Raw genomic sequence first — 14,780 nt, 5'->3', positions numbered from 1 at the left:
CCTTCGCAGGGGCGACATTTACCCGCTCCGCAATAACGGCACCGCCGCATCGCGTTCGAACAGGTAAAGGCAGAGCCTCACCGCTTCGGCCCGTGCGCCATCCATTCCGCCGTCACGCTCGACAAAGAGCCGCGCATCATCGTGCGCGGCGGGCAGCAACCGTACCAGCTGTTCGGCCGTCGCCAGCCGGTAGTCTGCATCGCCCGATTGCTTGAGCCCTAGCAATTCCCCGCCGCCGCGCAGCTCCAGATCCTTCTCGGCAATCACGAAGCCGTCGTTCGTCTCGCGCATCAGCGCGAGCCGCTCGCGTGCGGTTTCCGAGAGGTTCTGCGAGCGCAGCAGGAGACACACCGATTTCGCCGCGCCGCGCCCGACGCGGCCGCGAAGCTGGTGGAGCTGAGCAAGCCCGAAATTCTCGGCATGTTCGACGATCATCAGGCTGGCGGCGGGCACGTCGACCCCGACCTCGATCACCGTCGTCGCGACGAGGACGCCGATCTCGCCGGCCTGGAAACGCGCCATGACCTCGTCCTTCTCCGGCCCCTTCATCCGGCCGTGGACGAGGCCGACGCGCGCCTCGCCCAGCCGTTCGCGAAGCAATACAGCGCGGTCTTCAGCCGCCGCGAGTTCGCTTCCCTCGCTCTCGGCGACGAGCGGGCAGACCCAATAGGCCTGTGCGCCCCCCGCAAGGTGCCGGTCGAGGCCGTCGATGACGTCGTCGATCCGGTCGAGCGAAATGACGCGCGTATCGACCGGTGTGCGCCCCGGCGGCATCTCGTCGATCTGCGACACGTCCATCTCGCCATGGTTGGCGAGTTGCAGCGTGCGCGGAATCGGGGTCGCGGTCATCACCAGCAGATGCGGCGGCCGCGACGCTTTTTGCGTCAGCATCAGCCGCTGCGCGACGCCGAAACGATGCTGTTCGTCAACGACGACAAGCGCCAAGTCCTTGTAGGCCACCGCCTGCTGGAAGATCGCATGGGTGCCGACGAGAATGTCGATGCTGCCGTCGGCGAGTCCCATCAGCGTCGATTCGCGTGCCCTTCCCTTGTCGCGGCCGGTCAGGATCGCGAGGTTGACCGGCAGCCCGCCAAGCATGCGTTGCAGCGTCGCAAAATGCTGGCGCGCGAGGATTTCGGTCGGCGCGAGCAGCGCCGCCTGCGTCCCCGCCTCGACCGCCCCAAGCATCGCGCGCAGCGCGACAAGCGTCTTGCCCGATCCAACGTCGCCTTGCAGCATCCGCAGCATCGGCGTGTCCTGCGCCATGTCGCCCGCAATCTCGCGCCCGACGCGTTCCTGCGCGCCCGTCAGCCCGAATGGCAGCTTGAGCGCATCGGTCAGCCGGCCATCGCCGACGATCGCCCTGCCCTTGCGCGTGCGCAGGCCCTGCCGGATCAGCATCAGCGCGACCTGGCTTGCGAAAATCTCGTCATAGGCGAGCCGGTCGCGCGCGGCTTCGTCGCGCGGGCTGGCGTGCGCGCGTTCGATCGCCCCGTTCCACGCCGGCCAGTTCCGGGCGGCAAGCAACGGCGCATCGATCCATTCGGCAAGTTCGGGGCGCCGTTCGAGCGCGACCTGCCCGAGCTGCGACAACCGCGCATTCGTCAGCCCTTCGGTCAGCGGATAGACGGGCTCATGCTCCGCAATGCCAGCCTCGTCACCGGGCTCGGCAACATGATCGGGATGCACGATCTGGCGCATGTCGCCATAAAGGTCGAGCCGCCCCGATACGCGGCGCTTCTCGCCAAGCGGGAAGAGCTTGCGTGCGAGCCCCGAGGTCCGGCCGAAATAGACGAGACGGACATGATCGCCCGCATCGTCGAACGCCTCGACCCCGAACGGCGCACGCGGGCTTCGACCCGGACGATAATCCTGCGCGGTCAGTTCGACGATGATCGTCTGCCCAGCCTGCGCCTGATCGAGCCGTTCGACCGGAAAACGCGAGATAAGTCCGGTCGGCAGATGGAAGAGCACATCGACGACGCGCTCCAGCCCCAGCCGGGTGAGCGGCTTGGCAAGCTGCGGCCCCACCCCTTTCAGGTCGGTGAGCGCGGCGAATAACGGGTTCAGGATTTCAGGTCGCATGGGCCTCGATCAACCCTGCCGCCACCTGCGTGATTTTTCACGGCCGAATTTTTTCCGGAAGGTCACAAAGGTCACACCAGGTACCCCTTCTGTTGGCCCTCTTTGGCGAGCTTTGAACCGGGCGCGGCAGCAGTGGCAATGGACAGGAAAATCGTCTGCGTCATCCGGCGACGCTATCCCGCAGCGACGATGTAGGACAGCGAAAAATCGCCGATGCCGTCCCCGTTGCCAGATCGACTGAGACGTATAAAAGGCCCGCCATGCAAGACCGCCTGAAACGCCTGAAATTCCGCGCATGGCATCGCGGCACGCGCGAGGCCGATTATATGATCGGCGGCTTTTTCGATCGCTATTCGGCGGAATGGGGCGAAGAGGAACTCGGCTGGTACGAAGCCGTTGTCGAGGAAGACGACGTCGACATCATGGCGTGGGCGCTCGGTACCGGCGAGCCGCCCGCGCATCTCGACCACCCAACCCTCATCGCGGCGATGCGCCGCTTGGACTATATCCCGCTGCCATGACGATCTCCGCCGCCGACATTTTTGCCGCTATCGGATCGGCGTCGGCGCCGCTGACGCTGGCGCGGGCGGCCGACGGCTTCCTGCCGCTGTTACTCGCCGACCTTGCGCGCGCGAGCGACAAAAGGCTCGTCTATGTCGCGACCGACGATGCGGCGATGCAGGCGATCGCCGACGCCGCGCCCTTCTTTGCACCCGACCTCATCGTCCACCGCTTCCCGGCGTGGGACTGCCTACCCTATGACCGCGCCGGCCCCTCGATGCGCGTCAGCGCTGACCGGCTTGCGACGCTGTCGGCGTTGCAACTCCCCGCGAAGCGCGGCGAGTTGATCCTCACCACCGTCGCCGCGATCACGCAGCGCACGCTGACGCCCTTCCGCATCCGACAGCTCGCGACGACGCTCGCGCCGGGCCAGCGGATCGACCGCGACGCGCTCGCCGAATTGCTCGTGTCGAACGGCTTCAGCCGTGTCGACACAGTTGCCGATCAAGGCGAGTTCGCGGTGCGCGGCGGCATCCTCGACCTCTTCCCGGCAGGCGAGGAAAATGGCCTGCGCGTCGATTTCTTCGGCGACGAGATCGAAAGCATCCGCCGTTTCGACCCAGCCGACCAGCGCAGCCTCGGCCCCGCCAAGGCGCTGCAACTCCTGCCCGCCAGTGAAACGCTGCTCGACGAGGCGACGATCAAGCGCTTCCGCTCGACCTATCGCGAGCTGTTCAGCGCGCAGGCCACGGGCGACCCGCTGTATCAGGCGGTGAGCGACGGGCGCCGGCAGGCGGGAATGGATCACTGGCTGCCGCTGTTCGAGGAACGGCTGGCGACGCTGTTCGACCATATCGACGCCGCGACGCCGGTACTGCGCGGGCACCGCACCGAGGCGACCGCCGAGACACGCTTTGCCGCGATCGCCGATTATCACACCAATCGCGTTGCCGCAGAACGCGAGTCGCCGGGCAGTTACCGTCCGCTCGCGCCCGAGACACTTTATCTGATGACAAGCGAATGGGCTGGAGCGGCTAAAGATCGCCCGATCCATATCATCACGCCTTTTGACGTGCCCCCGTCCGCCACGGTGGTCGATCTCGAAACCTTCGCCGCGCGCGATTTCACCCCCGAGCGGACCGCCGACGAAAATGTCTATGCGAAGGTCGCCGACCATCTGTCGGACGAGCGCCGCAAGGGGCGCCGAACGATCATCGCCAGCTATTCGGGTGGCGCGCGTGAGCGCCTGTCCGGGTTGCTCCGCGATCATGGAGTGACCTCGCTCGCGCCCGTGGACGGCTGGCAGGAAGCCCTCGGCACCGCTTCGACGGAGAGCGGCGGCGCGACCGCGATGGTCGTCCTGCCCCTCGATCATGGCTTCGCGAGCGACGCGATCAGCCTGCTCACCGAGCAGGACATCCTCGGCGAACGCCTCGTCCGCCGCCAGAAGCGCCGCAAGAGCGCCGATGCCTTCCTCGCCGAACTCGCGACGCTCAGCGTCGGCGACCTTGTCGTCCACCTCGACCACGGCATCGGGCGCTATGAGGGACTGACCCAGATCCCGGTCGGGAGCAGCCCGCACGACTGCGTCGCGCTGACTTACGCTGGCGGTGACAAGCTCTACGTTCCCGTCGAAAATCTCGATGTCCTCTCGCGCTACGGCGGCGAGAGCGAAGGCGTCGGTCTCGACAAGCTCGGCGGCGAAGCGTGGCAGCGGCGCAAGGCGCGGATGAAGGAGCGCATCCGCGAGATCGCGGGCGAACTGCTCGCGACCGCGGCGCAACGCGCTTTGCGCTCGGGCGAATTGCTCGCGCAGGACGCCGCCTACCCCGCCTTTGCCGACCGCTTCCCCTATCAGGAAACCGACGATCAGGACCGCGCGATCGGCGACGTCCTTGCCGATATGGCGTCGGGGCGCCCGATGGACCGGCTCGTCTGCGGCGACGTCGGCTTCGGCAAGACCGAGGTTGCGCTCCGCGCCGCTTTCGTCGCGGCGATGGCCGGGGTGCAGGTCGCGGTCGTGGTGCCGACGACACTGCTTGCGCGCCAGCACTACACGAATTTCGTCGAGCGCTTCAAAGGCTTCCCGATCAACATCGGCCGCCTGTCGCGCCTCGTGCCGGCGAGCGAAGCGCAGAAGACGCGCGACGGCCTGTCTGCGGGAACGATCGATATCGTCGTCGGCACGCACGCCGTCATCGCGAAATCGGTCGAGTTCAAGAATCTCGGCCTCGTCATCGTCGACGAGGAGCAGCGTTTCGGGGTCGTCCACAAGGAACGGCTGAAGCAGCTCAAAACCGACGTCCATGTGCTGACGCTGACCGCGACCCCGATCCCGCGCACACTGCAGATGGCGATGTCGGGGCTGCGAGAGCTCAGCGTGATCCAGACGCCGCCGGTCGACCGGCTTGCGGTGCGCACCTATGTGGCGCCGTGGGATCCCGTGGTCATCCGCGAAGCGCTGCTGCGCGAGCATGATCGCGGTGGACAGAGCTTCTTCGTTACCCCGCGGATCAAGGACTTGCCCGATATCGAGGAATTCCTGCGCACGCGGGTCCCCGAAATCAAATATGTCGTCGCGCACGGCCAGATGGCGCCGGGCGAGGTCGAGGAGCGGATGAGCGCCTTCTACGACCGCAAATATGACGTGCTCGTCTCGACCACGATCGTGGAGAGCGGTCTCGATATCCCGAGCGCGAACACGCTGATCGTCCATCGCGCCGACCGCTTCGGGCTGGCGCAGCTCTACCAGCTGCGCGGCCGCGTCGGGCGGTCGAAGACGCGCGCCTATGCCTATCTCACCACGCTCGAAGGCGGCGCGATCACCGATACCGCCGAGAAGCGGCTGAAGCTGCTCGGCGATCTCGATACGCTCGGCGCGGGCTTCCAGCTGGCGAGCCACGACCTCGACATTCGCGGCGCGGGCAATCTCGTCGGTGACGAGCAGTCGGGACATATCCGCGAGGTCGGTTTCGAACTCTATCAGTCGATGCTCGAAGAGGCGATTCTGGTAGCCAAGGCCGAAGGCATGGGTGCCGCACCGCCGCGCGAAGCGCTCTCGCCGGTCATCACGGTCGACGCGCCGATCCTGATCCCCGAGGATTATGTCCCCGACCTGCCGCTGCGCATGGCGCTTTACCGCCGCCTCAACGAGGCAAGCGACCGCCCGGCGCTCGATGCCTTCGCGGCCGAGATGATCGACCGTTTCGGCCCGTTACCGCCCGAGACCGCGAACCTGATCCAGCTGATGGAAATCAAGGCGAACGCCAAGCTGGCGGGGATCGCGAAGCTCGACGTCGGCACCAAGGGCGCGCTCGTCAGCTTCCACGGCGACCAGTTCGCCAACGTCCCCGGTTTGATCGCCTATGTCGAAAGGCTGAAGGGCCGCGCGCGCATCCGTCCCGACAACAAGCTGTCGGTCAGCGGCGACTGGATGAGCACGGGCGCGCGCCTGAACGGGGCGCTGCAGCTGTCGAAGGGGCTGGGGAAGCTGGCAAGGCAGGCGAGCTAGGCCCGCATCAACCCCACGAGCTGATCCGCCGGCACCGGCCCCGAACGCAGAAAACCCTGCCAGGTCGCGACGCCCAGTTCTTTCAGCCGTTCGAGCTGGCGCTCGTTCTCGATCCCTTCGGCGACGACGAGCAGGCCGAGTGCGCGCGCGAGATCGACGATCGCGCGCACGACGATACGATCGCGGTCGCTCCCGTCGATCGTCCGCGTGAAACCGCTGTCGATCTTCAGATAATCGATCGGCAGCCGCGCGAGCAGCGACAGGCTCGAATAGCCGGTGCCGAAATCGTCGATCGCGATGGCCGACCCCAGCCGACGAATCTGCGCCAGCTGGTCGGCGGCGCTCGCCGGGTCGCTCAGCATGGCCTGTTCGGTCAATTCGAGCGTCAGCCGGTCGGGATCGACCCGCGCCGCGTTCGCCATGCCCGCGAACCGGCCTGCGAATTCGGGATCACCCAGATCGGCGGCGGTGATGTTGAGCGAGACACGCAGCTTCGAAAGTTCCCGCGGCCACCCGGCCATTTCGGCGAGCGCGACGCGGTGCGCATGTTCGGTCAGTTCGCATTCGAGCCGCGCCGCGCGCGCGGCGGTAACGAGCGGTCCCGCACCGAGCAGGCCGAGTTCGGGGTGCTGCCATCGCAGCAGCGCTTCGACCCCGGTCATCGCGCCGGTGCCGACATCATATTGCGGCTGATAATGAATCACGACCTCGTTCCGCGACAGTGCGGCGTGCACCATCGCGCCATCGCGTGCCGATGCCGGCCGCGACAACTGGTCACCGGCTGCCCGAAGTTGCTCGGCAACCGACTCGTCGCGCGTGATCAGGGCGGCGGCGATGCGGATCGACAGGCGGCCGTTCGGATCGCCGACGATCGGCTCGGCGAGCGCGACGTGCAGGGCGCGTTCCTGCGCGCGAAGCGCTCCCAGCGACAGCGGCATCGACGGGACGATCAGAAAGCGCGGACCTTCGAGGCGCTCGACGCAAGAGCCCTGTCCGAATTCGTCGTTCGCGAAATTCTTCAGCCGCCGCCCGATCTCGTCGAGCACGGCGTCGCCTGCCGCGGTTCCGGCGCTGTTGTTGATGCGCGCCATCTGGTCGACCTGAACCAGAATGACGCCGGCATCGGCATCGTGGCGCGCGTGCAGGCCTTCGAGTTTTCGGACACAGGCGGAAAGGGATTCGGACGGTCGATTCATGACGTCCCTCTAACAGGCTTTGCTTGCCAAACGCTTGCCTTTTGCATCACAAGATGCGCGTGGCTGTCACATTCTCTCCCGATGCCGCATCCGCGGCGCCGCTCATCGACGGACATGGCCGCCGGATCAGCTATTTGCGCCTGTCGGTCACCGATCGCTGCGACTTGCGCTGTCGTTATTGCATGGCCGAGGACATGACCTTCCTGCCAAAGTCGGCGGTGCTCAGCATCGAGGAAATGGGCGAGCTTGCCGAGCGCTTCGTCGCACGCGGCATCCGCCGTATCCGGCTGACTGGTGGCGAACCGCTCGTGCGGCGTGGAATCGACACGCTCGCGATGCGGCTGGGGGCGATGATCGGCCACGGTCTCGACGAACTGACCTTGACCACCAACGCGATGCGGCTCGCCGAGCACGCCCCGATGCTGGCAGCGGCGGGCATACGCCGCATCAACGTCAGTCTCGACACGCTCGACGCAGCGGTCTTCCGGCACATCACGCGCGTCGGCGACCTTGACATCGCGCTGCGCGGAATCGGTGCGGCGCAAGACGCCGGGCTGGCGGTCAAGATCAACATGGTCGCGCTTGCCGGCCTCAACGAAGACCAGCTGCTGCCGATGCTCGATTATTGCACCGCGGCGGGCTGCGATCTCACGCTCATTGAAACGATGCCGCTCGGTGAAGTCACCGAGGACCGCAGCGATCATTATATCCCGCTCCACCATTTCATCGCTCCGCTGCGCGCCGCCCGCGCCATCTGCCCCGTCGATCAGCGCACAGGCGGTCCCGCCCGTTATTTTGCGGTTGAAGGCAGTCCGGTCACGTTGGGATTGATCACGCCGCTCAGCGACAATTTCTGCGCGACGTGCAACCGCATCCGCCTGACTGTCGAGGGCCGCGTCTATATGTGTCTGGGCCAGGACGATCATGTCGACCTGCGCGCGGGCTTGCGCGAAGGGGGCGACGTCGACGGCTTGATTGATGCGGCATTGGCTGGCAAACCCCGCGCGCATGACTTTCACATCGAGCGAGAGTCCAAACCGGCGGTCGCGCGTCACATGAGTGCAACGGGCGGCTGACACGCCGCTCCAATATCTGAAGGCACGGGGGAACGGACCGATATGCATCGCAAGATCGCGCTTGTTGCGTCGAACGCGCCCGTGGCCATGGAGGCCGAGGCCGAATTGCGGCCGCTCTACGACTTCGTCGACCTCGCCGAAGCCGACCTGCTGATCGCGCTCGGCGGCGACGGCTTTCTGCTCCACATGCTGCACCAGTTGCTCGACCAGCGTCGCAGCCTGCCCGTTTTCGGCATGAACCGCGGCACAATCGGTTTTCTGATGAACGAGTTTCGAATCGAGGGGCTGCTCGACCGGATTGCGGCGGCCCGCCCGTTCCTCATCCATCCCCTGTCGGGCGACATCACGACGATCAGCGGCGAGCGCCATATCCTGCCCGCGATCAACGAGATTTCGCTGCTGCGCGAAACGCGTCAGGCGGCGAAGCTCGAGGTGATGATCAACGAAAAAACCATGCTGGAAGAGCTGGCATGCGACGGCGTACTCGTATCGACCCCGGCGGGATCGACGGCCTACAACCTGTCGGCGAACGGTCCCATCCTGCCGCTCGAGTCGGAAATGCTCGCGCTCACCCCGATCAGCCCCTTCCGCCCGCGACGCTGGCGCGGCGCGCTGGTCCCCGAATCGACGAGCATCCGCTTCAACGTCCGCGAAGCCGCGAAGCGCCCCGTCAGCGCGGTCGCCGACCAGCGCGAAATCCGCGATGTAAAAACAGTTCTGGTCACCACCGACCGCAGCCGGCCGCTGACTTTGCTGTTCGATCCCGACCAGGGACTGGACGAACGCATCGCGATGGAACAATTTATCGTTTGAGGGCTTGATTAATCCTGCGACCGACGGCAAAGGGACCGCCTTGTCCGCTTCGGCGGAATGTTCCTCGGTAGCTCAGCGGTAGAGCTCTCGACTGTTAATCGAGCGGCCGTAGGTTCGAATCCTACCCGGGGAGCCATTTCTTACTTTTAGACAAATCGACGTCTTTCGCGCGTTGGGATCGACCGCTCGGCGGCACACTTTCTACAATGATATCAAAGGGCTTACGGAAGGTCACCGTCACCTCTCCGTCCTTGTAGGAAGAGTTCGATAGTAGGTGGTTCAGGATATTTCGCTTGCCGGCGAAATCCGCCTCCGCAAACATCCTTCGGGCATCTTTGGCGATGCCAAGCAGCGCGATACCATCGTCGAGCCAAGCATGATCAGCGTCCGACAGGCGATCGAACTCCCGCGAAAGGCCCTTCAGGTCCTCACGATAGTCTTCCGAAATTCGGGCGAAGAGCGCTTCGTCGAGCTTGCCGTCCACGTGGTCGAGATAAGCCTGCTTCATGCGCTCACGGATGTCGTCTTGGTCGCGGCGGAGACGATCGAGCACCCGGGCGTGTTCTGTTTCGATGAGGTCGCTGTTTTCCTTCAGCGCCTGGCCAAGCCACCGATGCATCTGCGGCGTCATTGACACCCGCGCGACGGCATCGACAAACTGCTCGAGCAGCTTCTCCTGGCGCACGTAAGGCTCCTTGCAATTTCCCTTAAACCGGCTGCACCGGTAGTAGATATACTTCTGCTTCTTGATGTCGCCGACCAGCATGCCGCCGCAATGACCGCAAGTGATGAGACCCGGAAACAGGAAGCCCTTTTCCTCGCCATGATCGCGGGGGTGATTCCGACCGTCCAGAATATTCTGGACAGTTTCCCAAAGGTCGAGGCTGACCAGCGGCTGGTGCGAACCCCGATAGCGGCGTCCAGCCCATTCAAACTCGCCGGTGTAGATTCGCGACCGCAAAATCTTGTGGACGGTGCTGACGCCGAGCGGCTTTCCGCTCTTGCGGTACGCCATCCCCATCGTGCGGGCCTTCTTGCCGGCTTCCTTCAGCGAATATCGGCCCGTTGCATACCATTCGAATAGCCGGGTCACGCCGGGGGCGGTGTCGGGATCGACTTCGATGATCTTCTTGCCATGCGGTCCCATGACGTTTCGATAACCAAGCGGAGCCATGCTTGGCCAAATCCCCTGCTCGGCCTTTTCCAGCATCCCTTTGCGCGATTCCTCGGACAGGTTGTCGATATAGTTCTTCGCCATCAGCACCTTGATGCCGTGCATGAACTTCTCGGACGATTTGGAGTCGGGCGACAGTACGACGCCTTCCTTCACCAGATGCACGTCGATGTCGAAATCGTCGAGCGTCACCCAGTCGCGCAAATTTCGATACAGGCGGTCGGTCTTTTCGACCAAGATCGTATCGACCGTCGGATGTCGGCGCAGATGAGCCACCATCTGGTTGAAATTGGTCCGGCCCGCGGCTTTCGCGGTCTCGACATCGACAAATTCCTGAACGATCCGGATTTCATTCTCGGCGGCGTAGGTGCGCAACAGCTTGAGCTGCGCGTCGATCGAGAATCCCTCCCGGTCCTGCTCCTTCGAGGATACTCGCGCATAGAGTACGGCCCTTCGGGCGGTCGTCGGTTGGGATAGTCCAGTTCGGTCAGGCCGGCGGGTATTACGCATATCGAATTCACTCCGTTGATGATCGGATCGGCGGCACGGCCGCACGAACCCGGACTGCAAGGGCTGCTTCGAATGCTAATGCCGGATTGACCAAATACCCCCCGACTTGGGCCAAACTGGATCTAACTTTTTTGCTGGCCGCCGATCTTCGCCACCAGGCGCATGAAGCTCATCATATTCTCGATGATCTCCCGCGCGTCCTCGTCGGTGAGTGCGGCAGCATAATAGGGCTGCCAGACTCGCTTCGTCTCCGCGACCAGTTCTGCCGAATAGCGGGCCACCGCGCGGCGAGGGACGACCGCCTCGTCATTCTCGAGCAAAACGGGCGTGCTCCACCGCGGCCTGTATCGCGAACGCCGGGGCATTCCTCAGCTCTTTCGTGCTTTCGCTCGCGAAAAGGCGCGGTCGCTGTCGAGGAAGGCGGCAAGCATCGCCGGGATGAGTTCTGCCACCGGCTCCTCGGTGCCATAGGCTTCGGCATAAGCGGCGGCATAAGCCGCCAGCCGATCATTCAATTCGGGCATCACGACGATCCCGATCTTGATCGGGGTGCGATCGGGCAGCCGGGCAAGTTTGAGATCGGGCATCAGCCATGGCCTCCGCGCCACGGCCGCAGGACGATATCCTTGTGCACCACGATCCGGACTGGCCAGCCGGGCCTCACCTTGAGGGTGGGCTGGATATCAAGGCTCTTGCCTACAATCTGATCGCCCGCACGCGCGCCGGCCTGCTGGGTCGCTTCTCGGATCGCACGGACGAGATCGCTCTCGCTGCTCCCGGTGCCGAGTTCGGTTCCGACCCCGAGCAGGGTCGAGAGCGCGACACCCTTGAGAAGCTGCCAGGTGTGGCGGTCGATCCGGTCGGAGAGTCCCGCATATCCCTGCGAGTCGCTCGCCGGCGTATTGTCGAGCCGGATCGACGATCCGTCGGGCAGGATGATGCGTTGCCAGACAACGAGCGCGCGGCTCTGGCCAAATGCCACGACACTGTCATAGCTGCCGATCAGCCGCGATCCCTGCGGGATGAGCAGATGCTGCCCGGTCACGCTGTCATGGACGTTTTGGGTGACCTGCGCTGTCACCAGGCCCGGCAGATCCGAGTTCAGCCCGGTGATCAGGCTCGCGGCTATCGCGCTCCCGGCCTGGACCGTCCATGGCGACACCGGCGAGACGAGCCGGTGCGGGCTGATGTGATCCCCTGCGCCCGCCCGCCCGGCGAGCGCATTCTTCCGGCCCTGCCCGTTGGGATCGCTTGCGGCGACCGGCATATCCGATGGCTGCGAGCTACCGGCGGGTTCGCCCGCGACAGGCACGGCGCCAGGAGCGACTGTATTCGCAAGTTGAAGCATCACCCCGGATTCGCGAGCGGCGCGCCGCTCGGCAGCGATCCGCTGGCGCTCGGCCTCAGCTGCCTGGGCCGCCTTGGTAGCGGCCTCGTCGACAGCGTCGACCGGCGCCGAATATTGCATGTCACGCTGGTGATTGAGGATCGGCCTGCCGAGATCGCCGGGGAGCGGCGGACCCAGCCGGGGCACATCGTCATAACCCGTCGGGGCCCCGGCAAGAGCATCGGACGGCGACTTCGCGGCAATCGGCGACCGGTCGTCCGCCGGTCCGATCGACCCCAAGCCGCCGGGCTTGAACGCCAGCCAGGCCGCGCCGGCGATGGCGGTCGCGCCGAAGCCGCTGATCGCGATAATCGCGCCGCGGCGAAAGCGCGTGACGCGCGCCGGCCTTGCGCGCAGCACGAGTGTTTCCGGGTCGACCTTCGGGGCCGGAGCCTCGGGCGGGATGGCTGCGTCGGTCATTGGCCGCGCCCTTGCCGACGCACGCCGTCGCCCAGCCGCGTAACCCGGACGATCTTCTGCTTCTTCGCGCCGAGCCGGAGCTCGGCAGCGCCGAAAAGCCGATCGACAATATAGTAGCGCCCCGACACGCGGTAATTCACCAGCTCGGCCTCGCCCTTATCACCGAGCACGAACAAGGGTGGGGCCTCGGTGACGGCGATCGCCGGGGGAAACTCGATCCATGTCTGGCGGCCGTCGTCGAAGGCGCGCAGCGGCAGCCATGCAGGCTTGTCCCCCGAAATCCGGTAGTGGAAATTCAGCCGTTCGATCTCGACCGCCGCCGAAACCGGCTGCGCCGCCTCGGCTGCAGCCCGCCCGCGCGCAAGCGCGAGCAATTCGTCGGCCGGATAGGTCCAGCTGATCGCACTCATCGCCGCCGCAGCGCGACTGGTGAGCTGGATTCGATAGACGCGCCGGTCGGTCGTTATGACGAGGTTGGTCGAGAGGCCGGCGCCGAACGGCTTCACGAGAATATGGGTGCGCTTGCCCTCGCCGCTCCCGCTTGTCGTATCGCCGACGGTCCAGCGCACGGTGTCGCCCGCGGCGACCGAGGTCAGCGTCTCGCCCGGCTGAAGCGCGATATCGCTGATCCGCTCGGGCGCGGTATAGAGCCGGTAGAGCACGCCATCGGCGAACGGATAGACCTGGACCGCGTGCAGATATCCGCTCGCCGCGGGCTCGCGCAGCGCCGCCTTGTTGGCTGCCGCAACGCCCACTGCGGACTGCGCGGGCGCCGGCGGTGCAAGCGCGACAAGGCTGGTCGACAGGATCAATATCCGGATCATTGGGCATCTCCTTGAAGAACGGCATCGGGGGCGCTGGTCTCGCCGGGATCCCGTTCAAGCGGCGAGCCGAGCGGTAAGCCGGTGGGCGGCGAGGAATCCCCCGCCTGCCCTGAGGGCGCGGATTGCGGCGGCAGCGACTGCACCGCCGATCGGGGTGCGAGCGTATCGAGCTCGCGGCTCCAATCGATAGCGTCGACGTAAATCCCCAGCGGGTTCTTGCGAAGGACATCGGCCGAACGCGGGGTCTGGATCTTGATCGTCGCCACCGCGGTCCAGCGCGACGTCCCGATGAGGCTGCCGCGTTCATAGGCCTGCTCGGTCCAGTTGATCCGGAACGACGAGTCCGAAGCGCGCACGACGCTGTTGATCTGCACCGCCACGGTCCGCCGTCCGATCTCGGCGAACGGGTTGGCGCTACGTGCATATTCGCCGAGGAACAAGGCGCCGCGCTCGGTCGCGAAGTCATAGGCCGAGAGCCAGTTCTCGCGCATCAACACCGCGTCGAGCGAGCGGGCACGGACGTTCGTGATGAAGCGCCCGAGATGCCAGGCGATCTGGGCATCGGCCGGGCGATATTCGGCCGTAGCCGGCGCGACCGCCTGCGCCTGCCCCAGCTTGTCGACCTCGACGACATAGGGGACGACGCGGCTCTGCATCGACTGCCAGACGAGCGCCGAGGATAGCCCGATGGTCAGCGCCAGTCCGCCGAACGCCATCAGGCGCCAGTTCTTCGCCTGCACGCGCGCCTCGCCGAGGCGCAGGTCCCATTGCTGACCCGCGCGTTGATAGGGCGTCTCGGGTTCCGGCGTTCGTCCATAACGCTGCGCGGCACGTTTGAATCGCATGGATCAGTCCCTTTCCTTGATGTCGGGCGCGGCGCCCGCGCCGCCGCGATCGCCTTCCTTGATGACGTGCATCGCCGTCTGACGGCGATGGCGGGCGGCCTGCTCGCTCTGCAGGCGTTGTGCCCAAGCAGGGGCCCCGCCCGGGGAGTTGGCGGCTTCGGCGTTGGCCGCGCCGGTGGCGGCAGCATTTGTCGGTCCCGCTGCGCTGGTTGTCCCAGCATTCCATGCCGCCTGACGGCCGCGCTCGGCGGCGTCGCCAAGAGCCGCATCGGATCGGAAACGATTGGCCGCCGTACCCTTCGCGGCCGTCGCAATGCCGCCAAGTCCGGCGCCGACGCTGGATGAGCCCGAGGTTTCCTGGCCGAGCCTGTAAGCCGTCGAGGCGGCGCTCCCCATTGTGGTGCCGGCACGGATCGCGCCGATGCTCGCGCCTCCGAG

At 65.6% G+C, this 14,780-nt stretch carries 12 protein-coding genes, 1 tRNA gene and 1 pseudogene; 5 read left to right on the top strand and 9 right to left on the bottom strand.

Annotated features, from left to right (window positions below; translation table 11 throughout):
- Positions 1-18: 18 nt before the first annotated feature.
- Positions 19-2,085, bottom strand: a complete 2,067-nt coding sequence (gene recG, locus VN047_RS09390; RefSeq protein ID WP_325542031.1) for an ATP-dependent DNA helicase RecG — start codon at positions 2,083-2,085, stop codon at positions 19-21.
- 260 nt (positions 2,086-2,345) lie between these two features.
- Here recG and VN047_RS09385 point away from each other — a divergent pair, with 260 nt between their 5' ends.
- Positions 2,346-2,606, top strand: a complete 261-nt coding sequence (locus VN047_RS09385) for a succinate dehydrogenase assembly factor 2 (RefSeq protein ID WP_325542029.1) — start codon at positions 2,346-2,348, stop codon at positions 2,604-2,606.
- A complete protein-coding gene (gene mfd / locus VN047_RS09380) occupies positions 2,603-6,097 on the top strand; it encodes a transcription-repair coupling factor (RefSeq protein ID WP_325542027.1) in 3,495 nt (1,164 codons plus the stop codon). Before VN047_RS09385 ends, mfd begins: the two co-directional genes overlap by 4 nt.
- Here mfd and VN047_RS09375 read toward each other — a convergent pair.
- Complete coding sequence (locus VN047_RS09375; RefSeq protein ID WP_325542025.1) at positions 6,094-7,293, bottom strand: GGDEF domain-containing phosphodiesterase; 1,200 nt, start codon at positions 7,291-7,293, stop codon at positions 6,094-6,096. The genes mfd and VN047_RS09375 overlap by 4 nt on opposite strands.
- A 53-nt stretch (positions 7,294-7,346) precedes the next feature.
- Here VN047_RS09375 and moaA point away from each other — a divergent pair, with 53 nt between their 5' ends.
- The 3 genes from moaA to VN047_RS09360 all read left to right on the top strand — a co-directional run bounded on the left by moaA (position 7,347) and on the right by VN047_RS09360 (position 9,318).
- Positions 7,347-8,369 (top strand): GTP 3',8-cyclase MoaA, encoded by a 1,023-nt coding sequence (gene moaA, locus VN047_RS09370; protein WP_414712690.1) that lies wholly within the window; start codon positions 7,347-7,349, stop codon positions 8,367-8,369.
- A 42-nt stretch (positions 8,370-8,411) separates the two neighbouring features.
- Complete coding sequence (locus tag VN047_RS09365) at positions 8,412-9,182, top strand: NAD kinase (RefSeq protein ID WP_325542021.1); 771 nt, start codon at positions 8,412-8,414, stop codon at positions 9,180-9,182.
- A 61-nt stretch (positions 9,183-9,243) separates the two neighbouring features.
- Positions 9,244-9,318 (top strand) — tRNA-Asn (locus VN047_RS09360).
- Here VN047_RS09360 and VN047_RS09355 read toward each other — a convergent pair.
- The 7 genes and pseudogenes from VN047_RS09355 to VN047_RS09325 all read right to left on the bottom strand — a co-directional run.
- The gene (locus VN047_RS09355) at positions 9,304-10,866 is read right to left on the bottom strand and encodes a recombinase family protein (protein ID WP_325542019.1); all 1,563 of its coding nucleotides are present in this window, start codon (positions 10,864-10,866) and stop codon (positions 9,304-9,306) included. The genes VN047_RS09360 and VN047_RS09355 overlap by 15 nt on opposite strands.
- A 122-nt stretch (positions 10,867-10,988) precedes the next feature.
- Entirely contained in the window at positions 10,989-11,231 is a 243-nt protein-coding gene (locus VN047_RS09350; protein WP_325542017.1) for a hypothetical protein, read from the bottom strand.
- 3 nt (positions 11,232-11,234) lie between these two features.
- A complete protein-coding gene (locus VN047_RS09345; RefSeq protein WP_325542015.1) occupies positions 11,235-11,453 on the bottom strand; it encodes a DUF2274 domain-containing protein in 219 nt (72 codons plus the stop codon).
- Positions 11,453-12,673 carry a TrbI/VirB10 family protein gene (locus tag VN047_RS09340; protein ID WP_325542013.1) on the bottom strand — a complete coding sequence of 407 codons (1,221 nt, stop codon included), beginning with the start codon at positions 12,671-12,673 and terminating at the stop codon, positions 11,453-11,455. The genes VN047_RS09345 and VN047_RS09340 overlap by 1 nt, the downstream gene beginning before the upstream one ends.
- Positions 12,670-13,497, bottom strand: coding sequence for a P-type conjugative transfer protein TrbG (trbG, locus tag VN047_RS09335; RefSeq protein WP_325542011.1), 828 nt, complete (start codon positions 13,495-13,497; stop codon positions 12,670-12,672). The genes VN047_RS09340 and trbG overlap by 4 nt, the downstream gene beginning before the upstream one ends.
- Positions 13,494-14,342: a conjugal transfer protein TrbF gene (gene trbF / locus VN047_RS09330; RefSeq protein WP_325542009.1), complete on the bottom strand. Its 849-nt coding sequence runs from the start codon at positions 14,340-14,342 to the stop codon at positions 13,494-13,496. The genes trbG and trbF overlap by 4 nt, the downstream gene beginning before the upstream one ends.
- A 3-nt stretch (positions 14,343-14,345) precedes the next feature.
- A pseudogene (locus tag VN047_RS09325) lies at positions 14,346-14,780 on the bottom strand (P-type conjugative transfer protein TrbL); the annotation flags it as partial.

Source organism: Sphingopyxis sp., assembly GCF_035565275.1.
GTDB lineage: Bacteria > Pseudomonadota > Alphaproteobacteria > Sphingomonadales > Sphingomonadaceae > Sphingopyxis.
The sequence above is the reverse complement of the archived record's forward strand: the minus strand, read 5'-3'. Positions and strand labels throughout refer to the sequence as shown.